Annotated in this window: 17 protein-coding genes; 10 read left to right on the forward strand and 7 right to left on the reverse strand. The window is 40.3% G+C overall.

Going from position 1 to position 25985, the window contains the following annotated elements; genetic code table 11:
- Nucleotides 1–497 precede the first annotated feature (497 nt).
- The 5 genes from glpK to H7254_RS18605 all read left to right on the forward strand — a co-directional run bounded on the left by glpK (nt 498) and on the right by H7254_RS18605 (nt 7305).
- Nucleotides 498–1994: a glycerol kinase GlpK gene (gene glpK / locus H7254_RS18585; RefSeq protein WP_301934398.1), complete on the forward strand. Its 1497-nt coding sequence runs from the start codon at nt 498–500 to the stop codon at nt 1992–1994.
- Nucleotides 1995–2222: 228 nt separating this feature from the next.
- Nucleotides 2223–3782 carry a glycerol-3-phosphate dehydrogenase/oxidase gene (locus tag H7254_RS18590; protein ID WP_301934399.1) on the forward strand — a complete coding sequence of 520 codons (1560 nt, stop codon included), beginning with the start codon at nt 2223–2225 and terminating at the stop codon, nt 3780–3782.
- 37 nt (nt 3783–3819) lie between these two features.
- Nucleotides 3820–4527, forward strand: coding sequence for an MIP/aquaporin family protein (locus H7254_RS18595; RefSeq protein WP_301934400.1), 708 nt, complete (start codon nt 3820–3822; stop codon nt 4525–4527).
- A 376-nt stretch (nt 4528–4903) separates the two neighbouring features.
- Nucleotides 4904–5776 carry a carboxypeptidase-like regulatory domain-containing protein gene (locus H7254_RS18600; protein WP_301934401.1) on the forward strand — a complete coding sequence of 291 codons (873 nt, stop codon included), beginning with the start codon at nt 4904–4906 and terminating at the stop codon, nt 5774–5776.
- Entirely contained in the window at nt 5773–7305 is a 1533-nt protein-coding gene (locus H7254_RS18605; protein ID WP_301934402.1) for a hypothetical protein, read from the forward strand. Before H7254_RS18600 ends, H7254_RS18605 begins: the two co-directional genes overlap by 4 nt.
- A 119-nt stretch (nt 7306–7424) precedes the next feature.
- Here the strand turns inward: H7254_RS18605 and H7254_RS18610 are convergent, their stop codons facing one another.
- The 3 genes from H7254_RS18610 to H7254_RS18620 form a co-directional block, all read right to left on the reverse strand.
- A complete protein-coding gene (locus H7254_RS18610; protein ID WP_301934403.1) occupies nt 7425–8873 on the reverse strand; it encodes a Gfo/Idh/MocA family protein in 1449 nt (482 codons plus the stop codon).
- Nucleotides 8874–9026: 153 nt separating this feature from the next.
- The gene (locus H7254_RS18615) at nt 9027–10658 is read right to left on the reverse strand and encodes a sodium/solute symporter (protein ID WP_301934404.1); all 1632 of its coding nucleotides are present in this window, start codon (nt 10656–10658) and stop codon (nt 9027–9029) included.
- Nucleotides 10659–10883: 225 nt separating this feature from the next.
- Nucleotides 10884–11774: an inositol oxygenase family protein gene (locus H7254_RS18620; RefSeq protein ID WP_301934405.1), complete on the reverse strand. Its 891-nt coding sequence runs from the start codon at nt 11772–11774 to the stop codon at nt 10884–10886.
- 145 nt (nt 11775–11919) lie between these two features.
- On the opposite strand from H7254_RS18620, the gene H7254_RS18625 reads away from it, so the two are divergent.
- On the forward strand, nt 11920–12945 hold the full coding sequence (locus tag H7254_RS18625; protein WP_301934406.1) for a LacI family DNA-binding transcriptional regulator: 1026 nt from the start codon (nt 11920–11922) through the stop codon (nt 12943–12945).
- A gap of 640 nt (nt 12946–13585) precedes the next feature.
- On the opposite strand, the gene leuB is transcribed toward H7254_RS18625, so the two are convergent.
- The 4 genes from leuB to leuC all read right to left on the reverse strand — a co-directional run bounded on the left by leuB (nt 13586) and on the right by leuC (nt 18461).
- The gene (leuB, locus tag H7254_RS18630; protein WP_301934407.1) at nt 13586–14659 is read right to left on the reverse strand and encodes a 3-isopropylmalate dehydrogenase; all 1074 of its coding nucleotides are present in this window, start codon (nt 14657–14659) and stop codon (nt 13586–13588) included.
- Between the two features lie 136 nt (nt 14660–14795).
- Entirely contained in the window at nt 14796–16337 is a 1542-nt protein-coding gene (locus H7254_RS18635) for an alpha-isopropylmalate synthase regulatory domain-containing protein (RefSeq protein WP_301934408.1), read from the reverse strand.
- A gap of 74 nt (nt 16338–16411) precedes the next feature.
- Nucleotides 16412–17008 carry a 3-isopropylmalate dehydratase small subunit gene (gene leuD, locus H7254_RS18640; protein ID WP_301934409.1) on the reverse strand — a complete coding sequence of 199 codons (597 nt, stop codon included), beginning with the start codon at nt 17006–17008 and terminating at the stop codon, nt 16412–16414.
- A gap of 49 nt (nt 17009–17057) precedes the next feature.
- Complete coding sequence (leuC, locus tag H7254_RS18645; RefSeq protein WP_301934410.1) at nt 17058–18461, reverse strand: 3-isopropylmalate dehydratase large subunit; 1404 nt, start codon at nt 18459–18461, stop codon at nt 17058–17060.
- A 311-nt stretch (nt 18462–18772) separates the two neighbouring features.
- Between leuC and H7254_RS18650 the strand changes: the two genes are divergently transcribed.
- The 4 genes from H7254_RS18650 to H7254_RS18665 all read left to right on the forward strand — a co-directional run bounded on the left by H7254_RS18650 (nt 18773) and on the right by H7254_RS18665 (nt 25492).
- Nucleotides 18773–19462, forward strand: a complete 690-nt coding sequence (locus tag H7254_RS18650) for a FadR/GntR family transcriptional regulator (RefSeq protein ID WP_301934411.1) — start codon at nt 18773–18775, stop codon at nt 19460–19462.
- Nucleotides 19463–19529: 67 nt separating this feature from the next.
- The gene (locus H7254_RS18655) at nt 19530–20936 is read left to right on the forward strand and encodes a TolC family protein (RefSeq protein WP_301934412.1); all 1407 of its coding nucleotides are present in this window, start codon (nt 19530–19532) and stop codon (nt 20934–20936) included.
- A gap of 172 nt (nt 20937–21108) precedes the next feature.
- Nucleotides 21109–24393: an efflux RND transporter permease subunit gene (locus H7254_RS18660; protein ID WP_301934413.1), complete on the forward strand. Its 3285-nt coding sequence runs from the start codon at nt 21109–21111 to the stop codon at nt 24391–24393.
- Nucleotides 24380–25492, forward strand: coding sequence for an efflux RND transporter periplasmic adaptor subunit (locus tag H7254_RS18665; RefSeq protein WP_301934414.1), 1113 nt, complete (start codon nt 24380–24382; stop codon nt 25490–25492). The genes H7254_RS18660 and H7254_RS18665 overlap by 14 nt, the downstream gene beginning before the upstream one ends.
- Nucleotides 25493–25985 lie beyond the last annotated feature (493 nt).

Genomic DNA, 25985 nt, shown 5'->3' on the forward strand with positions numbered 1-25985 from the left:
AAAATATTTTTTGTCCAGGCTAAGAAGCTATGATCATCATCGTTGCATCGCTCTCTTTTGCTGCATACCTGTGGGTAACTTTTATAAAAGCGGTTTTGGAATTTTAGTTGTAATTATGTGATTAGTTATCAACTCTGCCAAGGTTCGTGCCTTACTACGCTGGATGCAGGAATCAATGTTTCTTTTTTATCCTACATAATCCGCGCCTTTGGATGGTGGCGTACAAAGGTTAACACTTAGGATGTTGGCCAAAAATACCCAACACCGGCTTCCGGAAATTGCAAAATATTGTGATTGAAAAGTGGATATTTTGCAATATCCATCATTTATAATTTTTAGTACTACATTAGCAGCACAAAACGATTGTATGTCCCAACGCATTTTAAAAAGCCTATCACAACATTTCCGTATTTTTTTTTGCCTTTATTGCCTACATTGTTTTGTCAAACAATTTTATAACGGATTACTCAAAATAAATCATCACTAAATCTACCTTCATGCAGCAATATATTTTAGCATTAGACCAGGGCACTACCAGTTCACGTGCCATTGTATTTGATAAAAAGGGTTCCATTATTTCTGTTGCTCAAAAAGAGTTTACACAGATTTTTCCTAAAGGAGGCTGGGTAGAGCATGATGCCAATGAAATATGGAGCACACAGTTTGGTGTGGCTGCAGAAGCCATTACCAAGGCAGGCTTATCTGCCGAAAATATTGCCGCAATTGGCATTACCAATCAAAGGGAAACCACCGTGGTATGGGATAGAAATACCGGCGTGCCCATTTACAATGCCATTGTTTGGCAGGATAGAAGAACGGCTTCTTTTTGTGATGAACTAAAAGAAAATGGTACGGATAAACTGATTCAGCAAAAAACAGGGTTGGTGGTAGATGCTTATTTTAGCGCCACTAAAATAAAATGGATATTAGACAATGTGGAAGGTGCCAGGGAAAAAGCAAACAATGGTGAATTGTGTTTTGGAACCATTGATACCTGGCTGATTTGGAACCTTACAAAAGGACAGGTGCATGTAACAGATGTTTCCAATGCCAGCCGTACCATGCTCTGCAATATTCATACACTGCAATGGGATGGCGAACTCCAGGAAATATTTGGTATTCCTGGCAATATGTTACCTCAAATACGCAGCAGCAGCGAAGTGTACGGGCATACACAAAATATTTTATCGGCGTATAATATCCCAATAGCAGGTATTGCAGGCGATCAGCAGGCAGCCTTGTTTGGACAAATGTGTACGCAGCCCGGGATGGTAAAAAACACTTATGGCACCGGTTGTTTTATGCTGATGAATACCGGGGAAAAACCGGTAGCCAGTACCAATAATTTATTAACAACCGTTGCATGGAAAGTGAATGGCATTACTCACTACGCGTTGGAAGGAAGCGTATTTATTGCAGGTGCAGTTATACAATGGTTAAGAGACAGCCTGGGCATTATTAAAACTGCCGCCGAGGTGGAAACACTTGCTTTGCAGGTGGAGGATAGCGGGGGCGTGTATGTAGTTCCTGCTTTTGCAGGGCTGGGTGCGCCCCATTGGAACCAACACGCCAGGGGAATTATTACAGGGCTTACAAGAGGCTCGGATGCTGCTCATATTGCAAGGGCAGCATTGGATAGCATTGCTTATCAAACAATGGACGTGTTGAAAGCCATGGAAGCAGATTCGGGTATCAGTATACAAGAACTAAGGGTAGATGGGGGCGCAACGGTTAATAATTTATTGATGCAGTTTCAAAGTGATATCATGAATACCACCGTAGTTAGACCTGTTATTATAGAAACCACTGCATTGGGCGCTGCTTATTTAGCTGGACTCGCCGTGGGATTCTGGCCTGATATGGAAGCCATACAAAACCAATGGCAGGTAGATAAAAAATTTACAGCCACCATGACTGAAGAAGAAAGAAAAACCTTAACCAAACAATGGCAACGTTCGGTAAAAGTAGCTAAGGCATGGGCGGACGATGAATAATAATTTAGATAGAAACACAGATAACACGGATTATAAGAGATTACAACGATTTAGTTTAGAGAGAACGTACTGCTGATAATGATCTTTTCAATGTGAAAAAAGCAAATCCGTTTTAAGCTGTTTGTACCGCGTCATCCGCGTTTCTATCGTAAGTTGCGTAAAAAGCATAAGATTTAGTACAATCAGGGGTTATCAGGTGAAATAGAATCAATAAATAATAGTTTTTAAATGATGAACAGGCAAAAAATGTTACAGGATCTGGAAGAAGTTTCTGTATGGGATATCATAGTTATCGGCGGTGGTGCTACGGGACTGGGTGCTGCTGTGGACGCAGCTTCCAGGGGATATAAAACCTTATTGGTAGAGCAGGAAGATTTTTCAAAAGGCACCAGCAGCCGCAGTACCAAGCTGGTGCATGGCGGTGTTCGCTACCTGGCCCAGGGCAATATAAAACTGGTTAGGGAAGCCCTGCGGGAAAGAGGCCTATTGCTAAAAAATGCACCGCATGTTTGTCACAATTTATCTTTTATAATTCCTTCTTTTCATTGGTGGCAAAAATGGTATTACAGCATTGGGTTAAGCATGTACGATTTGCTTGCCGGCAAACTGAGCCTGGGCAAAACAAAAATGCTTTCAAAAAAAACAACGATGCAATTATTGCCGGCTATCTCTTCTAAAAACTTAAGCGGCGGAGTTCTTTACCAGGATGGACAGTTTGATGATTCAAGACTGGCAATAAATCTTGCGCAAACAGCCGCAGAACAAGGCGCAGCTATTCTTAATTATTGTAAAGTGATTGCACTTACTAAAACAGGCACCAGTATTAGTGGCGTTCTTGTACAGGATACTATATCAGGCAGAAATTATACGCTCAGCAGTAAAGCAGTTATCAATGCAACAGGCGTATTTACTGATAAAGTAATGGAGATGGATGATGCCGGCCATCAACCGATTGTTTCTCCTTCACAGGGTGTACACATTGTGGTAGATGAAAAATTTTTCCCTGGTAAACAGGCACTCATGATTCCCAAAACGGATGATGGCAGGGTTTTGTTTGCTGTGCCCTGGCATGATAAAGTTTTATTGGGCACTACCGATACTCCCATTAAGGAAATTAGTTTAGAACCTAGGCCCCTGCAGGAAGAAATTGATTTTATTATACAACATTCCAACCGCTACCTGAGTACCCGGATAACCTATAAAGATATAAGAACCGTTTACGTTGGACTACGACCATTGATAAAAGTAAAAGGAAAAAAATCAACGTCAATTTTACCAAGAGACCACACAACCATTGTTTCAAAAAGCGGACTGGTTACCATTACCGGCGGCAAATGGACCACCTACAGAACCATGGCCAAACATGCTGTTGACAGTGCAGCGTTGGCCTGCAAACTATCAAAGCAGCCTTGTGTTACCGATACCTTAAAAATACATGGCTATACAGAAAATACAACAAGCAGCGATATGCTGAATGTATATGGCAGTGATGCAGAAAAAATTAACCGGTTAATGAATGAACAGCCCTTATTAAAAGAAAAAATTCATGCTGCATTACCTTATACTAAAGCCACCGTGGTATGGGCAATACAACATGAAATGGCCATGACGGTAGAAGATGTACTGGCCAGGCGTACCAGAGCCTTGTTTTTGGATGCAACAGCCGCTATGGAGGCTGCACCATTGGTAGCCGCATTGATGGCTAACCTGCTGCAAAAAAGCGAAGACTGGCAACAGCAGCAGGTAAAAGCGTTTGAAGCAATTGCACAAAATTATGTAATACACTGATCAACTATTTTTTTTAACCTAAAAAATAACCCTTAGAATGACCCCTTTTATTGCCGAACTTACCGGAACCGCTGTGTTGATACTTTTAGGAAATGGTGTTGTTGCCAATGTGGTATTGAATAAAACCTATGGCAACAATGGTGGCTTAATTGTAATTGCTTTTGGATGGGCTATCGGCGTATTCACCGGTGTATTTATTTCAGCCAGTTCAAGTGGGGCACATTTAAACCCTGCCATTACCATTGGCCTGGCAGCACTGGGAAAGTTTGACTGGGCGTTGGTACCAACCTATATTGCTGCACAGTTGCTCGGTGCAATGATTGGTTCAGGGTTGGTATGGGTTGCTTATCGAACTCATTTTGAGGCAACACCTAATCCCGCTTCTAAGCTGGCTGTTTTTTGCACTTCGCCTGCCATTGCCAGTCCGGTTGACAATGTTTTTTCAGAAATCATTGGAACTTTTGTACTGGTGTTGGGAGCGTTGTTTTTGGTGGCTTCAAAAAATAGTTTAGGTTCTTTAGATGCATTGCCGGTGGCATTATTGGTGCTGGGTATTGGTTTAAGTTTAGGTGGTACAACCGGATATGCAATCAATCCCGCAAGAGACCTTGGCCCAAGGATTATGCACGCCATTTTACCCATTAAAGGAAAAGGAAGCAACAACTGGAAATATGGATGGGTGCCGGTTATAGCACCAATAATTGGCAGTTTACTGGCGGCTTTATGCTATCATTTTATCAATTGAGATTTTTATAATAATACTTGTAATTAGCTAAAATTTATCGAGCCCTTTGTTTTTCGTAGTGGTTTTTATGTGAAATAAACTGAGTGCATTTCACACAAAGTATACAAGGATTAACAAAGGGCGCTAAGAAGTAATTCAACTGATTCTCCCGCTGGGAAATATAACAATATATTGTGGTTATTACCTTCATCTCATTTAAATTCAAAATTGATTCATTAATTGCAGGTTGATATTTTTTCATTATCTTACTATAGTAATTCAATCATCCTCGTGTAAAAACAATTACCCCTTATTTAATAGCTCTTCTCTTTACCTGCAAGTGTTTTATCCCGTATCCTTTATTGAATATAAACCAGCCAATTTATAATCAGGTAAAATGAATACGAACAACCCTTCTTCTCAAAAAAATGTTTCAGTAACTACCTATTTGCTGGTATCAATTGTAAGTCTTGTTGCGGCGGCTGGTATCGGCTACTATTATCTTCACTACATGAAACAGGGCGGCTCCGAAAAAATGGATGATCGTGTTTTTTATTTGGTGCTCGTGCTTTTCGGTATGGCTGCCAGTGCCCTTATTTTCGGTATTATGAACTCTTATGCCTCGCTTAAAGGTATTCAGGCAAATGTTACCTACAAATTAACCGGGCCTGTGGTAGGTGTAGTACTAACTGTATTGGGTGGCTTTATGATACCAAAAGTAACAAGCGACCAGATGCTTACTGTAATGGTGTTTGACCAGGATAAAAGGCCGGTTAAAAGAGGGAATGTTACTTTATCCTTTCCGCATTACCAGCGGGAGGCTGCCATCAATGAAATGGGCATGGTAGTATTTCCAGAAATACCTTACGACCAGTTGCGAAATGATATCATAATTAATGTGGTTAGTGATGGGTATATACCCATCACTAAAGATACCTTACTGGCCAATTTTGATCTGGTTAAACTTACCCTGGAACAGGCGAAAATTATCCGGATTGAAGGCACTGTAAAAGATGCAGCAGACAGACCTATCAGGGATGTAGACATTACGGTTGACGGAACGCCCTATGCAACCAAAACAACCAATGAAGGGAGCTTTCAGATTCCATTACCGGACTATCATTTCGGTGACCGGATTACTGTTGTTACTTCTCATCCATTGTACGAGGATAAAGAAAAAAATTTTAATATTCAATCGGGTGAAATTGATAAAATTGAGTTTGTATTAAATCCCCTTCCCATTACTAATTCAAAACACAAAAGAAAATGAAAACAACTATTTTTCTAACTGCTTTACTGGCTGCAAATTTAGCCACTGCCACTGCACAACAGGTAATTATTAAAGGCACACTTCGTTGTACAAACAATGGCATAACATCTACCAGGGGTGCTACCAATATTATTATCATCCCTTCATTTAATCCCCATGCTGCCGTAGCAACCACCACTACACCGCAGGGTTATTTTGAAATTAATACCGGTTGGAGTGCAAAAGATTTAAGAGATAAAAATGTTTCGTTGTACCTCTTAACCAAATGCAGCAGTTGTAAAAAGGTAGAACGGGTGTTTATTTCTGAAGACCTTGATAAGCGAAATACTGATCCCACTAAAATGTACGTTACCATAAAAAACTGGAAAATATTAGAGAATTGCAGGGAAACAGAATTACCAGATATTATGTCGGAAAAACTCCTGGACTCTGCTCATCACATGCCTGCATTAACCGTGGATGGAAAGGCACCCGGCAGCCCTGCAATGGCACCGGTTTCATTTATTAATTTATTTGAAAAGTTGGTTACCGTTGCGGCGGGGCCAAATTCAGGAGTTTTTAAAGCTATGGTATTATATCGGGGCCGAATTAAGTATGGAGAATTTTTACATGCTTCCGCACTTATCAACACAGATAATACCGGTTTTAATTTTTCGCCCGGCAGGAATATGTCTGAGGCCGTTTTTTGGAATGCCGCATCTATTGCCAACGGGCCGAAACCAAATAATATAAGCCTGCTTGCTAATTTTAAAAACAATATTAAATTGTCTGGCTACCAGCAACTCACAAAGCAAATATACCTCGGATTAGGCGGTATCTATACCCAGCAAAATGAGTTTAGGCGGGTAAAGTTTCAAAAAATTGGTTCAACAGCTGATTCTGATTCAGTGATAGGCAGTCACCCGGATAAATTAAGAGAATTCGCTGCCTTTTTAGCCCCTGTATATGCCATCAATAATAGAATAAGCATCGCACTCACATTTAAATATATCTGGCAACAATTTAATAATCCTAATCTTATTGTGCTTCAGAGAGACGATCTTAATAACAATTATAATTATTTTATTGATGACAGCATCAGAAAACAACATTTTGAAGCAGATGCATCATTCAGCTATAAAATAAACAGTTTTTTACAGGCAGGCATTTCTGTAATGAATATTGCAGGTACAAAATTATATTCGGATATGTTTATAAAAAATTCTTCCAGTCAATCGTATGTAAACCAGCGTGCGTATGGAATTGGTGTATGTTATAAGAGAGAAAGAATAAATGTTGGCATGGATGCATTGTTTACTGATAAGGGATTGTATGATGCATCCGTTGGAGTAAACTATGTACCGGCAAATGATATTTTACTGGCAGCAGGATATGCATTTAAACAACAAAGTTTTTCTGCATCGTTTAGATTAAAGCATTTTAAAATTGCCTATATCAACGACAACAACCTGGTGATAAATGAAGTGAGGGTTGCAAAAAATAAACTTTTTAACGGAAAGATTTATTCAGGGTTTGTATTTGATTTTTAATGAAACAACATCAACTGATAGTTGAAAAAATCTGTTGATGATTATTAAAATAAAACAGGAAGTTATGTTGAATAACTCCCTGTTTTAAAAAGAAAATCTATATTGAATGTTCACTGGTATTACATACTCCAGCCTTCCCGGTAAGTACGTTTTACAAACTGGTTGGCTTCATCAAAATTGGTGATCTTCATATTGGGGCCATCCCAAAGTAATTTGATAAAACGTCCTGGATAATCAAAATCATCTTTGCCTTTTGGCTTGCGGATATCATAACTGCGGATAGCAAGATTGCCCATCAAAACACTTTCAGTCAGCGGTCCGGCAATATCAAAATTTGAGCTAAGGTTTTTTGCTTTTTCACTTCCGTACCCTGCAATAGCGGCTTCTACCCACGCAGCATAGTGACCATCTTCTCCACCATTTACACGGGCAACTGTTTGAGGCACTTTCACTTCCTTTGTTCGGGAGGTGGGTAATAACTGCGGATTAACGCCATAAGTTCCAGCCATCATTTTTCCTTTGGTACCCAGAAAAATAACACCATTGCCGCCGTCACCCATTTCTTCATTGGCACCCAACTCTTCCGGTCTTGAAGGTTGTATACCACCGTCCATCCAATGCAATTCTACATCAGGTTTACCTTTTTCTCCTTTAAACCTTAATGTGATGTGTGAAGCAATTGGACCGCTTTCCGGATAGTATGCTTTGTTCCAGTTTTCTATATATTTAGTGGCAACGCTGCATTCTGCACTGGTTGGATAACCGAGGCCCATTACTGCAAAAGCGGGTGCCATTATATGACAGGCCATGTCGCCCAATGCGCCGGTGCCATAATCCCACCAGCCACGCCAGTTAAAGGGCAGTATGCCTTCAAAGTATTCCTTTTTGGGCGCCGTTCCCAGCCATAAATCAAAATCAAGTCCGGCAGGTATTGGTGATGTATTTCCCGGGCGGACTACACCCTGCGGCCAGATGGGCCTGTCGGTATAACAATAGATGGTATGTACATCGCCAATTGTTCCTGCATTGTACCAATCCTGCAATTGGCGTACGCCATCGCCGGAAGCGCCCTGGTTGCCCATTTGCGTTACCACCTTGTATTTATGCGCAGCCTGTGTAAGCATACGGGCTTCGTAAATATCATGCGTCATTGGCTTTTGAACATACACATGTTTGTTCATCTGCATCGCGGCCATCGCTGCTACACCGTGTTGATGATCTGGTATAGAAACAGACACTGCATCAATTGATTTTCCTTCCTTTGCCAGCATTTCCCTAAAGTCTTTGTAGTATTTTGCTTTCGGAAAATTCTTTCGGCTTTCAACAGCCTGGCGATCATCTACATCGCACAAAAAACCAATATCGGCTTTGCCACTTTTAAAAAAATGATTCACATCATCCGCACCTTTTCCACCTGCACCAATAGCAGCAACCACCAACCTGTCACTTGGAGCTACAAAACCTCGTCCCAATACATGGCGTGGTACAATAAAAAATCCCGCCGCAGTCAATGCTGTATTGCGGATAAACTTACGCCGGGAATCGGCAACGACCGTTTTCTTTTTCATCTTTTATTATGTTGTTATTTTAATTTAATTATGAAATTTTAGACTACAATATACACGAACCTTTTCATTATTTATTTACCACTTATACTTTCATTGTTATACAATAAAGGCACTTTAAAAAAACCGCTTAGTCCGGATAAATATTATTTTATTTTACCAAAAAACGGTGTACAATGCTACCAATATACCCATGATAATAATTGACCCAAAAGCAAATCCGGGGGTAATTTTAAACATGGAAGTATCTACTTCAATAGTATGCGTATCATTTTCTTTTTTAGGATTGATAAGGCTCATCAGGATCATCACAACTACAATGGTTACAAACGTAATTACCATCCTGTTTAAAAAAGCAAAGTCTGGAAAATAACCGTTTGTCCAAACCGGTAAAAATTTTAATACGGTTGAAAGGGGAATGGTTAATAAAGCACCGGCCATGGCTGCTGAAGCCGTAGCACGCTTCCAAAAAAATCCCAGTAAAAAAATGGCCAGCACGCCGGGAGAAATAAATCCTACGTATTCCTGTATAAACTGGTAAGCCTGGTCAAGCGATTTTAATGCGGGAGCTACAATGGCTGCAATCACCATGGCAACTACAACGGCCCATCTTCCTGTCAGCACCATTTTTCTTTCGGAGGCTTCTTTATTAAAATATTTTTTATAGATATCCAGCGAAAAAATGGTGGAAATACTGTTTGCCTTACCCGCCAATGATGCAACAACAGCCGCAGTAAGCGCAGCAAAAGCAATACCTTTTAAACCAGCGGGTAACAAATTCATTAAGGTAGGATAAGCATGATCCGGTTTTAGTGTGCCTGCGGCATTCGCCATTTCGTGCTGAAACATTCCTTTACTATGCAACACATACATTACAATGCCTGGCAACACGGCTATAACCGGTACAAGCAATTTTAAAAAAGCTGCAAATAAAATCCCTTTTCGTGCAGTCACCAAATCAGCACCCAGCGCACGTTGTACTATATATTGGTTGCACCCCCAATATGCAAGGTTATTTACCAGCATACCGCCAAACAATACCGACAGACCGGGCAATTCTTTATAATATTTATTGGAAGAATCAAATATCATGTGAAAATGTTCGGGCGCTTCCTTGCGTAAAATAGAAAGCCCTTTAAAAATATCTTTACCAAAACCATATTCTTGTGATAATAAAGTCAACGCCAGGTAAGTGGTTACCAACCCTCCAAGAATTAATACCACTACCTGCACTACATCCGTATATCCAATCACTTTCATGCCACCCAATGTTACAACCAAAGAAAAAATTACCAGGCCAAAAATGCTCCATTCAAAACTAATGGTAGAGATAGAAGAAATGGCGAGGGCACCAAGATAAATTATAGAAGTGAGGTTTACAAATACATACACCAGTAACCAAAATACTGCCATGATGGTACTCACTTTGTCATTGTACCGCATGGATAAAAATTGCGGCATGGTGAATATCTTATTTTTAAGATACACGGGAATAAAAAATACTGCTACCAAAATCAATGTAGCTGCGGCCATCCACTCATAGGAAGAGATGGCAAGCCCTAATGCAAAACCTGAGCCCGACATACCAATAAAATGTTCTGCAGAAATATTGGATGCTATCAGTGAAGCACCAATAGCCCACCAGGTAAGTGAACCTTCTGCAAGAAAAAAATCTTTTGAACTGGTAGTAGCAGACTTTTTTTTGTGGTAAATATAATATCCGTAGGAAGAGACTGCAATAAAGTAAATGAAGAAAACAATATAGTCGAGGGTTTGCAATTGATTCATCAGCAATCTTTAAGTTTATTAATCGTTAAGGGAAGTAAAAATAGCAGGTTATAAACAATACATGGGTTGAAAAATATAAAATCAATTAACTACCACATTCGCTGATTGAAAATGTGGTAGTTAAAGGCAGCATAGAAATTAACATACAGGTTATTTCTTACTGGAACAAGATGAAGAAGGGGATATTAAATAAAAAACGGGACAACAAAAACACCATTCCTTTTCTTAAAATTTCAAGGTGGCTGGAAGATATTTTTTTACAAGCGCTTCGTAGTAAGGTTTTAATTCAACCCAGTCAGGCGGGGTTGGATTTTTTGAATACAGATCGTACGGATTAAAAAGATCTACCCATTTAAACATTTCATGGTCGTGTTCACTCATCAGGTGATCGTATGCATGCTCCCGGTGCTGGGAGTAAAAAGAGTGATACCGCAACATATATAAACCTGACTCCGGCAAATAATCTTTTGCTATCTGGTAAATATATTCATCATGCCCCCAGGAAAGATGCACATTGTCTAAACCGCAGTTGGCGCTGTACACGCCATACTTTGTGTTGTAACGCTCATCGTCAAAATCAGGGCTATTTTTAAAATATTCCGGATATACTATTTTATCAGAGAAGGCACAACCTACGGGAAAGGTATCTCCTACCACCGCCCACTGAGGCTCTCCAAAAAGGCACAATACTTTTCCCATATCATGCAACAATCCCACCATTACCATCCAGTCAGCATGGCCATCTCTGCGAATGGCTTCAGATGTTTGTAACAAATGCTGAAACTGGTCAAGGTCAGTATCCGGATCAGAATCATCTACCAGTTGATTTAAAAATTGAAACGCATCCCAAACCGGCATTTCTTTTTTATCAAATTTTAAATAGTTTGCTTTTTTATCCAATACAAAATCATAACTCTGGTAGGTGTGGTTAAGGCGGTAAAACTCCCGTACCGTATCTCTTTCAGGACTTTCGTAATTGCGGTAAGCTTCTGTTGATTTATCATTTGCAATAGAAGCAGGATCAGGATACCGTTCCAGTACATCGTCTTCCCATACATCCAGACTTTTTAATGGATTAATAGCACTTTGATTTAGTTCATCAATAGAAGGTAACATACAAGCAGGCTTTTAAAGTGTAATAAAATTCGTTCTGCTAATATGAGCATTTTAATGCTGTATAAGTTAACCCGGGCAGTTTTTATTTACGAAACCGGTTTCGTTAAAAAAGATAAATTTGGTGTAGCTTCCTGCTTTAAACAGTATGAAAGAGAAAATAAATAACGTCACTATAAAAATGCTGGCCAGGCAGCTGGGTCTTTCGGTTTCCACTGTTTCAAAAGCAATCAGCGACAGCCATGAAATAAGTGTATTAACAAAACTGCGGGTGAATGATTTAGTGCAAAAGCTAAACTACGTACCCAACCCTTACGCAAGCAGTCTGCGAACCCGCAATAGCAAAACGATTGGTGTAGTAATACCGGAAGTGGCCGATAGTTTTTTTGCACAGGCCATCAACGGGATTGAATCGGTAGCGCAGGAAAAAGGTTACCATGTATTGATTTATTTGTCGCATGAAAATTTTGAAAAAGAAAAAAAGATTTTAAAAGACTTTGAAAGCGGCCGGGTAGATGGCGTATTGATGTCGGTGGCGAGGGAAACCATACTGCACCATCACATTGATGCATTGATGGATAAAAAAGTACCGCTTGTTTTTTTTGACCGCGTAATGGAAGAAGTAAACACCACAAAAATTACTACCAACGATTTTGAAAGTGCTTACCTGGCAACAGTACATCTTATAAAAAAAGGCTGTACGAAAATCCTTTTTCTATCTTTTTCACAAACGCTGTCCATATCCTGTAAACGCCTGGATGGATATAAAAAAGCATTGCTTGATTACCACTTAAAACCGGATGCCGGGAATATTATCACATTCACCAATGACGCTGAAAAAGATTATTTGGGGTTAAAGCGAAAATTAAAATCCATCAAAAAGGGAGCAGGCATTGTAGCTTCTGTTGAAAAATTAGCATTGCCCGTTTACCAGGCTTGCGAAGACTTACAGTTGAGCATACCCAAAGATGTACAGTTAATTTGTTTTTCCAATGTAGATACCGCGGCTTTTTTGCATCCGCCGCTAACTACTATTACACAACCCGCATTTGAAATGGGTAAAATAGCCGCCTCAATACTGGTAAAATCGTTAGAAAGAAAAAATTTTGAATTGCCGGATGAGGAAATAATTATTCCGGCTGTAATGGTTTTGAGAAAGTCTGTGAAGGGTTAGCGGCTTGCTGGTTTTTTTAAAAAAAAATAATGGGTTTATGAAGATTGCCCGGACTACTTTCTTTTGTTCCAGCCATGGTTCGTGTCTCACGGATCATCTTCGCAATCGTTATTACTTGATTGTGGTAGAGTGGTTCGTGAGACACGAACCACGGCCAAGGTTTTAGTTTTTTTTATAATAATGGGTCTATGAAGATTGCCCGGAATATTCAGCCATGGTTCGTGTCTCCAGCCATGGTTCGTGTCTCACGAACCATCTTCGCAATGGTTATTACTTGATTGTGGTAGAGTGGTTCGTGCGACACGAACCACGGCCAAGGGTTTAGTTTTTTTTATAATAATGGGTCTATGAAGATTGCCCGGACTACTTTCTTTTGTTCCAGCCATGGTTCCTGTCTCACGGACCATCTTCGCAATCGTTAGTACTTGATTGTGTTAGAGTGGTTCGTGAGACACGAACCATGGCTAAGGTTAGTTTCTCACAAACTATCTTCGCAATCGTTATTACTTGATTGTGGTAGAGTGGTTCGTGAGATACGAACCATGGCAAAAGACGGTGTACAATCGGGTAAACATTCAAAATAAAAAAGGGGATATAAAAAGTAAATCCTTTTATATCCCCGTTAAGTAATTTCACCAACTTATAAAAATTTCAACACCGCGTCGCCCATTGCTTCGGTACCTAAAATATTTTCTTTACGTGTTGTTGCATCTGCAATATCGATGGTACGAAAACCGGCTTTTAACACCTGGTCAACTGCGCTGATCACCAGTTCAGATTCTTCTTTCATCCCAAAAGAAATATCCAGCAACAAGGCTGCAGATAGAATAGACGCCAGCGGATTGGCAATACCCTTGCCCGTAATATCATGCGCTGAGCCATGGATGGGTTCGTACACACCAGTTCCATCGCCGATAGAAGCAGAAGCCAGCATACCCATTGAACCTGCAATCTGCGAAGCTTCATCGGTTAAAATATCGCCAAATAAATTAGCGGTTACCACTACATCAAAACGACGTGGATCTTTAATTAACATCATTGCGGTAGAATCTACAAACTGGTATTCCACTTCCACATCCGGATATTCCAACGCCAGTTTTTGAATTTCTTCTCTCCACAAGCGGCTTGTTTCCAATACATTTGCTTTATCAACAGAACACAATTTTTTGCGTCTTGTACGTGCAGCTTCAAAAGCTTTCCGGCCAATGCGTTCTACTTCAAAACGGCTGTATTCTGCAACATCAAAAGCTGTGTTACCATCATTCTTTCTTCCCTTCTCACCAAAATAAATATCACCGGTTAGTTCTCTAAAAAATAAAATATCGGCTCCTTTTAAAATTTCCGGTTTAATGCTGGAGGCACTTAGTAATTCATCAAATAATTTTATCGGACGAAGGTTGGCATACAAACCCAATTCTTTTCTCATCTTCAGCAAACCCTGTTCAGGCCTTACTTTGGCAGAGGGATCATTGTCATATTTAGGATGCCCAACTGCACCAAACAATACTGCATCTGAATTACGCATTTTTTCCAACGATTCATCCGGTAAAGGATTGCCGGTGGCCTCAATGGCAACATGGCCAATCAATGCTTCATCATAGGTAAATTGATGGTTAAATTTAGCAGCTATTTTATCCAATACTTTTTTACCAACCAAAGTTACTTCCTGTCCTATTCCATCTCCGGGAACAATGAGGATATGCTTTTTTGCCATTTCTATTTATTTTATTTTATTATACCAATTGTAAACCACGAATTATAAACACCCATTACACAAATTATAAAATACAGCCTCCTCGTTGCCATTAGTAATTCAGGAAATTTGTAACGACTCACTCATCACCCATCACTCATAACTTATAACTAATTAAAATGCTGTTGAGCATCTTTTCGGTTGCCTTAATTGCTGCTACTGTTTGATCACTATCCAAGCCACGGGTTTTAAACTCTTTGCCATTGTGCAGCCAGGTAATGATGGTTTCACACAATGCATCCGACTTACCGCCGGGCGGAATGCGAACCGTATAATCGGCCAGTACCGGCAATTCCATTTTCTTTTGTTTGTATATCTTCTTCAAGGCATTTACAAACGCATCATATTGACCATCGCCCTGCGCATGTTCCTCAAACAATTCGCCATTGATAGAAATATTCAATGTTACGGATGGTTTTAAATTTTTTGAATGCGTGAGCACATAGTTGATGATCTGAACTTTTTGAACAATACTGTTGCTGTCTAAAATATCAGAAATAATATAGGGCAGATCTGCCTGCGTAACCATTTCTTTTCTGTCGCCTAATTCAATTACCCGCTGGGTAACTTTCTTTAAATCTTCATCCGATAGCTGTATGCCCAGTTGCTGCAGATTGTTGTCGATGTTAGCCTTGCCGCTTGTTTTACCCAGTGCATATTTACGCTGACGGCCAAAGCGCTCCGGCATCAAGTCGTTGTGATACAGGTTATTTTTTTTATCTCCATCTGCATGAATGCCTGCTGTTTGGGTAAATACATTTTCGCCAACTACCGGTTTGTTGGCAGATATTCTAAAACCGGAAAAAGCTTCTACCAGTTTACTAACCGTGTACAATGATTTTTCTGCAACAGCAGTTTTTACATCCGGCATAAAATCGTTTAACACAGCAATAGCGCTTGCCAGCGGCGCATTGCCGGCTCTTTCGCCCATTCCGTTTACGGTTAAGTGAAGGCCATGCACGCCCGCTTTTACTGCTTCCATTACATTGGCTATACTTAAATCATAATCGTTGTGTGCATGAAAATCAAAATGTAATTGCGGGTACCGTTGTACCAGTTCCGATACATATCCAAATGTTTCAGAAGGAATCAACACGCCCAAAGTATCCGGTAACAAAACCCTTTTGATGGGTTGACGCTGCAAAAAATCAAGGTATTCCAACACGTACTCTTTGGAGTTGCGCATCCCGTTGCTCCAGTCTTCAAGATACACATTGCATTGCAATCCTTTTTCTACGGCAAGCGAAATTACAGCAGCGATTTCTACAAAATGTTCCTGCGGGTTTTTCTTTAACTGATGGGTAAGATGATTGAGCGAACCTTTAGTTAACAGGTTCATTACTTTTGCGCCGGCCTCAAGCATCCAGTTTACAGATGTTTCACCGTCTACAAATGTAAGTACCTCTACCTGGTTTAGATATCCATTTTTACCCGCCCAGTCCGTTATTTTTTTTACTGCCTGAAACTCTCCTTCGGATACTCTTGCAGATGCTATTTCAATCCTGTCTACTTTTACTTCAGTTAATAAAAGCTGGGCAATGGTTAATTTTTCAGACGCAGAAAAAGATACACCGCTGGTTTGTTCACCATCCCGAAGTGTGGTATCCATTATCTCAATATACCTTGGATTTTTTTTCAATTGTATACAGCGATGCTGCTTAAAAGATGAATGGATAAGATGATGAAGGATCTGTATTGTTTATTCTACCTGAATTATATCGCATGAATTTTTGCAAAAGACGCAATGTCTTCCTTCATGTCTTGTAAATAGTCAATGTCATCAAAGCCATTTAACAGGTTGTGCTTTTTATAACCGTTGATATTGAACGTTTCTTTTTCTCCGGTAGAAAGAATGGCAATGGTTTGCTCCGGAAGGCTTATTGTGAACTGGCTTGCAGGATTCACTTCGATAGCCGAGAATATTTTCGCTAAAAATTCAGCACTTACCTGCACTGGCAGAATGCCCATATTGATGGCATTGTTTTTAAAAATATCTGCAAAAAAACTTGATACTACGCAACGGAATCCATAATCGTAAATGGCCCAGGCTGCATGTTCGCGGCTGCTGCCGCTACCAAAATTGGTGCCGCCAACTAGAATCTTACCCGTATAAATCGGATTGTTTAAAATAAAATCCTGTTGAGGGGTATCATCTGCATTATACCGCCAGTCTCTAAAAAGATTATCTCCAAAACCTTCCCGCTTGGTTGCTTTTAAAAAGCGTGCAGGAATAATCTGATCTGTATCTACATTTTCGATGGGCAGCGGAACAGCAGTACTTGTGAGTTCATTAAATTTATCGTAAGCCATAATTTTAATTAATAATTAATAATTGATAATTAATAATGTAATGCAGATATTACATCAGGTCTCTTGGGTCGGTTACATATCCGGTAACGGCGGCAGCGGCGGCTACCAGCGGACTTGCCAGTAAGGTACGGCTACCAGGCCCCTGCCTTCCTTCAAAATTACGGTTACTTGTACTTACTGCGTATTTGCCTGCAGGCACTTTATCATCGTTCATTGCAAGGCATGCTGAGCAACCCGGCTGACGCAATAAAAATCCTGCTTCGGTTAAAATTTGCAGTATCCCTTCTTCTTTAATTTGCGTTTCCACTACATGCGATCCTGGTACCACCCATGCAGTAACATGGTCTGCCTTTTTGCGGCCTTTTACAATGGATGCAAAAGCCCTGAAATCTTCAATACGGCCATTGGTACAACTGCCGATAAATACATAGTCTACTTTTTTACCAATCATCTGATCTTCTTCATGAAAGCCCATGTACTTCAACGATTTTTCGTAGGTAGCGGTTGCTCCTTTTAAATCGGCGCCCCGGGGAATTGACCTTGAAATACCCATCCCCATTCCAGGGTTAGTGCCATAGGTAATCATGGGTTCAATATCTGCTGCATCAAAATTATATTCTATATCAAATTCTGCACCTGCCTCTGTTTTAAGTGTTTTCCAGTAGGCAAGCGCCGTATCCCAGGCCACGCCTTTTGGAGCTAATTCACGGCCATTTATGTAAGTGTAAGTAGTTTCATCTGGTGCTATCATTCCGCCCCGGGCACCCATTTCAATACTCATATTGCAAACCGTCATGCGGCCTTCCATACTCATTTTTTCAAACACCTCACCCGCATATTCAACAAAGTAACCCGTGGCGCCTGCGGTGGTTAATTTAGATACAATATATAACGTAACATCTTTTGGTGTAACCGCTTTACCCAAACCACCTGTTACGTTGATGCGCATTTTCATCGGTTTTGGCTGCATGATACATTGTGACGATAACACCATTTCTACTTCAGAAGTGCCTATTCCAAACGCGATGGCACCAAATGCCCCATGGGTGGAAGTATGCGAATCACCGCACACGATTGTCATTCCAGGAAGTGTAATACCGTTTTCTGGCCCTACCACATGTACGATGCCGTTTTTAGGATTACCCAACCCCCAATGCGAAATTCCATATTTTGCTGAGTTTTGTTCCAGCGCTTTTAACTGGTTGGCTGATAAGGGATCTTCTACCGGTAAATGTTGATTGATGGTGGGCGTATTGTGATCGGCAGTAGCAAAAGTATGTTCAGGAAACATCACTTTTATACCCCTGCTTTCCAGGCCTCCAAATGCCACCGGACTGGTTACTTCATGTATAAAATGCCTGTCAATAAAAAAAACGTCCGGGCCATCTTCAATTCTTCTAACCACATGTGCATCCCACACTTTATCAAACAAGGTAGCTGGCTTTTTATTCATTGTAAATTTTTTGAATTATTTTACAAATATCCATTGTTATCGGATAAAAATTGCAAAAACTATGATAAATCTAAACTTAGATTGAATAAAAACTTTGTATTTGTTTTAAAATTGAGATTTTTCTTATTTTAATTTTTTGCTTCAAACAGTTTTTCTTTCCAATAAATAACCAAAACCTGTATCATATTTTTAATATGGTTTTTAAGGGTAAAATAAAAGAGAAGCTTTGTCAATAGGTTGTTATCTGTTAAAAAATATTTTTTCATTTCCTCATCTGCTTGTATCTTTAATCATCAGATGACCTGACGACTATGAATAGCATTGTAAAAAGAAGCGGAGTGTGTGATGAGGTAGTTACCAAATTGCAGCAACAAATTGTTTTGGGCAAATTAAAGTCTGGCGACAAATTGCCTTCGGAACCCGAACTTATGCAACAGTTCGGTGTGGGGCGTTCCAGTGTCCGAGAGGCAATCCGGATACTTTCCAACAAAGGACTGATAAGGGTTAAACAAGGTGTAGGTACTTTTGTAGATGTGCAAAATGGCACACTTGTACATTGGTACGACCGGTTGCAAACTTCCACAGCAAAAGATTTGAACGAAGTAAGGCAATTACTTGAGTTAAAAATAGCAGAAAAAGCGGCCATCAACCGCACCCAAAAAGATATTAACACACTGACAAAATTATTGAAGAAAAGACTGGAAGCCGCTCAAAATAACCTGGCAGATGAATGTATTGAAGCAGACATACAGTTTCACATCGCTATTGCGGATGCAGCCAAAAATGATATTCTGGCAGACCTCTATAAAAACATTGCAGCACAAATAAAAAAATCATTCAGGCAGGTATATACTGATACGGAAATGTTTGTAATTAAACATTCCATTCACGAAGATTTGTTGAAAAGCATCATTGATAAAGATCCGAAAAAGGCGTGGAACTGCGTGAGGAACATTGTGGGAGAGAAGATTGAAGATAAAAAAATAAAAACAGAAGGCTAAAAGCAAAGGCTTCTGTTTCATGCTAATACTTAATTCCCGTTACTTGATATCTGATAGAATAATACTTATGATAATATTTGGAAGCAATCGTATTTTACTTGTTCTGGTGACCGGATTTTTCAGTAGCACGATAGCATTTGGCCAGGTGCAAAAAGCATTGTTGCTATCTGAAGCAATAAAAACAGGGCTTCAAAACTTTCAGGGCATCCAGGCCAAACAAAACTATTTGCAATCATCTGCCGAGCTGGTGAAAAATACCCGTGCCGAATACCTGCCTAACGTAGTAGCTTCTATACAACAAAGTTTTGGAACTGTCAATGGACAGTTTGGGCCTTCTTCCGCTTATGGTATTAACGGAACTACTTCCTCCGGCCCTGTCAGCAGCAGCCAGAGATGGTCGGCTGCTTTTGGTGGTGTGTATGTTTTAAATACCAACTGGGAAATATTTTCTTTTGGCAGGTTACAATCCAGGATCACCTACGCTGCCTCCCAGGTAAATAAAGATTCAGCCGATCTGGCTCAGGAACAATTTGTACAAAGTGTAAAAATTGCAGGTGCTTACCTGAATTTGCTGATTACCCAGACCTTGATGAAAAATGCCAACGCTAACCTGCAAAGAGCAATGTCTATTCAAACAGTAGTAGCTGCCCGCACAAAGAATGGATTAAATGCGGGTGTTGATTCTTCTATTGCCAATGCAGAGGTTTCCAAAGCGAAACTTCTCATCGTTGATGCCAGCAATACAGAACAGCAATATAGCAATCAACTGGCTCAACTAATAAATGCCGCACCGGACCAATATAGCGCAGACACCCTCTTTTTAAAAACATTGCCCGCTACTTACAATACCGAACTTTCAATAGAACAAAATCCACAGGTTAAGTTTTATAAAAGTCGTATTGACCAAAGTAACGGCTATGCTGGTTTGCTGAGTAAAAGTATTATGCCTGGTATAAACCTGTTTGGCATTTTTCAAAGCCGTGGTTCCGGGTTTGATTATAATTATTCAGCAATCACCAATAATTATTCAAAAGACTATTTTACAGGCATCAAGCCCGCCCGCAGCAATTATGTAACCGGGGTTTCAATGGCGTGGAATATTATGAGCGTCGCCAAAATAAAGCACCAGGTAACTGCCCAGCAATTTATTTCAAAAGCACTACAAAATGAATATGATCTGATAAGTACGCAATTAAAAGACCAGTTGGTGCTGGCCGATCAACGAATTACCAACAGTTTACTAAGCTGGCACGAAGCACCTGTTCAATACAAAGCTGCGTCTGATGCCTACCTGCAAAAGTCGGTACTGTTTAAAAACGGACTCAGCAATATCATTGACCTGCAACAAACATTGTATTTATTAAACAGGGCCGAAACAGACGTGAGTATAAGCTATATTAACGTGTGGCAATCGCTGCTTCAAAAAGCTGCGGCCTCCGGTGATTTTGATTTTTTTTTGAAACAGACAAGGTAAAAGTTGTGCTTTATAAGTTATGAGGTATGAGTTTTTTCGAACAGAATAGTACGCTGGTGGTGAGATGTAAAACAACTGGCAGAAAATAAAAAAATTAAAGTACAACTATCAACCAATATCGATCAACTTATAATTCATAATTAACTTATAACTATTATTTAAAAATTACAGTTTGAACCTGATAAGAGCAGCATTGCGGAAGCCCATTACCATCCTGGTACTGGTGGCGGGACTAACCTTTTTTGGTATCAACGCGGTACGCAATATCAAGATAGATATTTTACCGGATATGAATTTACCCGTGATTTACTTGTCACATCCTTTTGGCGGTTACACACCAGATCAGATGGAGTCTTATTTCGGCAAACCTTATGTAAATCTGATGCTGTATGTATCGGGTGTAAAAAATATCGAAACAAAAAATATACAGGGCTTAACCTTGATGAAGCTTACCTTTTATGAAGGAACCAATATGGCCCAGGCGGCTGCGGAAGTATCGGCTTTTAGTAACAGGGCCCAGGCAGGCTTTCCACCAGGTTCACAACCGCCATTTATTCTTAGGTTTGATGCATCTACTTTGCCGGTAGGGCAGTTGGTATTGAGCAGCCCTACCCGTACAAATAATGAGTTACTCGATTTTGCCAGCGTGTATATCCGGCCTGCTTTTTCCTCTATTCCCGGCCTGGTTTCACCTGCACCTTTTGGTGGTAACCAACGAACAGTAGTTATAAAAGTAGATCCGGAAACAATGCGGTCTCACAATCTTACTATTGACCAGGTGGTAGAAGCAGTAAAAGTCAATAATCAGACTTCGCCAGCGGGTAATGTACGCATTGGTGATAAAAATTATTTAACACCCGTAAATACTACCATCAAAACAGTAAAGGATTTTGAGAACATTCCTTTGTTTAAAGGGGGTGTGCAAAATTTGTATTTAAAAGATGTGGCAACTGTAGAAGATGGGGCCGACATTACTTCCAGTTATGCGCTCATCAACGGCAAGCGTTCGGTGTATTTAGCCATTACTAAATCAGCCGACGCTTCTACCTGGGAGGTAGTACAAAATTTAAAAAAAGCGATTCCTCGTTTTCAGTCGGTATTACCTGAAGATGTAACATTGTCTTACCAGTTTGACCAGTCGGGCTATGTAATTAATGCTGTAAAAAGTTTACTGTTTGAAGGTGCAATTGGTGCCATTTTAACCGGCTTAATGGTACTGCTTTTTTTAGGTGATCCAAGAGGCGCATTGATTGTTATCCTCACTATACCCATCTCCATTATCTCCGGCATTTTATTCTTATCACTCTTTCATCAAACCATCAATATCATGACGCTGAGCGGCCTTTCCCTGGCCGTTGGCATATTGGTAGATGAATCAACGGTAACGATTGAAAATATACACCAGCACCTTGATATGCAGAAGCCTAAGGCTCTTGCTATCTGGGATGCCTGTAAAGAAATTGCCTTTCCAAAACTACTGATACTGTTATGTATACTGGCAGTATTTGCACCTGCTTTTACCATGAAGGGAATTCCCGGAGCTTTGTTTTTGCCACTGGCATTGGCCATTGCTTTTTCCATGATCGTATCTTACTTTATGTCGCAAACTTTTGTGCCAATTATGGCAAACTGGTTGATGAAAGGTCATCCTTTAAAAAAAGGGAATTCAACCACAGATATGACCGATGAAGAAGCGTTTGTTGCAAGCGGACTTTCGGCTGCAGAGGAAGGCGATACCTGGGATCAAAAGAAAATACTTGTTGAAAAATCAATGAACGAAGCTGGCGAAAAAACTTCGGGATTCAATAAATTCCGAAATCGCCTGCTCCGTTTCTTAACGAGGCTTTTCCCCTTTTCAAAATTGGTAGTTTCGGCTTATATCATTGTCATCTCCGGGCTTGCTTTTTTATTGCTGAGTACTATTGGAAGAGACGTGTTGCCAAAGGTAAATGCCAAACAATTTCAGGTGCGTTTGCGTGCACCGGAGGGAACCAGGGTAGAAAGTACAGAGCTGGATCTGGTAAAATCGCTGAAAGTACTGGATACGCTGGTTGGCAAAGAAAATATTGCCATCACTTCCGCATTTGTTGGTACCCACCCTGGTTTATTTTCTACCAGTCCTATTTACCTTTTTATGGCAGGTCCAAACGAAGCTGTGTTACAGGTGCAGTTAAAAGAAGATTATAAAACTAACCTGGAAGCATTGCAGGACAGGTTCAGGGAAAGAATGAAAGTGGCTTTGCCAGATGTGAAATTATCTTTTGAGCCGATCCAGCTGACCGATAAAATATTAAGCCAGGGTGCCCCCACACCCATAGAAGTGCAAGTAGCCGGTAAAAACAAACAGGTAAATGAAGCCTATGCAAATAAGCTGATAGAAAAGCTAAACGCAATCCCCTATCTGCGGGATGTTCAGATAGGACAAAGCACAAAATACCCTTCCATCAACATTGATATTGACAGAATAAAAGCTGCCCAGCTGGGTGTAGATGTATCAGACATTTCACGATCCCTGACGGCCTCTACTTCTTCCAGCCGTTATACAGAAAAAAATGTTTGGGTAGATCAGAAGATCGGGTTGAGTTATGCAATACAGGTAGAAATACCGGAAAATAAAATGAGCAGTATTAATGACATCAGCGAAATACCGGTTTTAAAAAATCAGCCGCGACCTGTGATCGGCGATATCGCAACACTTTCACCCGGCATTACCCATGGCGAAAATGATAACAACGGTAATATTCCTGTGCTTTCTGTAACAGCTAATCTTTATAAAAAAGACCTTGGCCATGCAACGCAGGATGTTGATGCGGCAATTAAATCTCTCGGGGCTTTGCCCAGGGGAGTAACTATGCAGGCGAAGGGATTGAGTGATGTGTTAACCGACACGCTCGACAGTCTTCAATCTGGTTTACTGGTTGCCATTGCAGTGATATTTTTAATGCTGGCGGCCAATTTCCAATCGTTTAAAGTTTCATTGGTGGTACTGGCCACTGTACCCGCTGTAATACTGGGCTCGCTGGTATTATTGATGCTGACCGGTTCAACACTTAACCTGCAATCTTACATGGGTATGATCATGTCCGTGGGTGTTTCTATTTCCAATTCGGTATTGCTTATAACCAACGCCGAGCAGTTGCGCAAACACAATGGCGATGCCATCTTATCTGCCAAAGAAGCTGTGGCCTTACGTATGCGGCCAATACTTATGACGAGCGTTGCTATGATTGCGGGTATGATACCCATGGCAGCAGGATGGGGAGAAGGTGGTGACCAGGCATCACCATTGGGCCGGGCCGTGATTGGGGGATTGGTTGCCTCCACTGTTGCAGCCTTGTTTATTTTACCATTGGTATTTGCATGGGTACAGGGTAAAGCGAGTACACAATCTGTATCATTGGATCCTGAAGACAAAGAAAGTAAACACTATATATCCTCTTTATATGACAAGAAATAGCCTTGTAATTACAGTACTGCTTGCAGGTAGTTTCTGCCTTGTAACTATCCTGCAAAGTTGTAATTCTTCTGATGAAGGAAAGATTGAGCACAAAGCGGTTGCAACAGCACTGCCCCCAACACCCACTTTTATATTGCAAAAAGGTATGCTTTCAACCAGCCTTGATATCCCGGGCGAGCTTGTATCTTTTCAAAAAGTAGATCTGTATGCAAAAGTGAGCAGCTTTGTAAAAAAGATGTATGTAGATGTTGGCTCACAGGTAAAACAAGGGCAGTTACTGGCAACAATGGAAGCCCAGGAAATAGGCTCTCAACTGGCAGGGTCGCAATCAAAACTGGAGTCTTTTAGTGCATTGTACCAGGGCAGTAAAGCCACTTACAACAGGTTACTTGAAACCAGCAAAACACCAGGCACAATTTCGCCCAATGAACTGGAATTAGCCTTCGCTAAACAAAACTCAGACATGGCACAGTTGAATGCGGCGAAAGCTGCCATCAGAGAAATTACAGATACAAGGAATTACCTGGAAATAAGAGCTCCATTTAGTGGGGTAATCAGTGTAAGAAATGTAAGTGCAGGAGCTTACGTCGGTCCGTCTGGTAAAGGGTCTGATCTGCCTATCTTTTCTTTACAACAACAAAACAAATTAAGGTTGACTGCAGCTATCCCTGCTGCTTACACTTCTTTCTTAAACAGCCAAAGTAAAATAAATTTTACGGTAAATTCCCTGGCAGGAGAAAAATTTACTGCTAAAATTGTCCGTCTCTCCGGGGTGCTGGATAACCGGCTTCGTTCTGAGTTTATTGAAATGGATGTAGATAACAGCAACAAAAAATTATTACCTGGCATGGTGGCCGAAATTTCCATTTCGCTACCAGCGCAGGATAGTAGTTTTGTAGTTCCTAAAACATCTGTAGTAAGTTCCACTGAAAAGATATTTGTGATTCGGAAACTAAACGGAAAAGCCGAATGGGTAGCAGTAAAAAAAGGGCGTGATGCAAATGGGAAAACGGAAGTATATGGTGGCAATCTTAAAACGGGCGATACCTTGGTTACAACCGGCAGTGAGGAGATTCGGGATGGAAGTGTAATAAAATAAGTTACAGGATCAGTGGATTGAACTTAGCAAATGCGTGCATTAAAAATTTATTACGCAATTACAGATGGGCTGCCATGGCCTGCATACCAATACTTTTGTAATTTTTTATTTTTCTTCTTTTACATACTCCTTTCATTATTTTACTACCGTGGCAAGCCCAACGGGAAATTTGTCTTTTTATCCTACACTCCTGCGTCGGCAGGAGGGAAGACGCATCAATGGATAACACTAAAATAGATTTTGAATAACACGGCAACTGTTTCTACTATCTTAGATCAATTATTAAAAAGTCAACATCCACAAAAATCCGGCAGCGTAATGAAGGGAATGATGAAAATGCTAAAATTGGATATGAGTTTAATGCAAACAGCCTTCGATGGTATATAAAAATATTGGCTGGTAAGTTTGATAGTATTTGATTATACTATTTTACAGGTTTTTGGATGTTCGGGAATTTATCGAACATCTTAAACATTACTTGCAGTAATTGTCC

Origin of the sequence: Ferruginibacter sp., from assembly GCF_014377975.1 — a bacterium.
GTDB lineage: Bacteria > Bacteroidota > Bacteroidia > Chitinophagales > Chitinophagaceae > Ferruginibacter.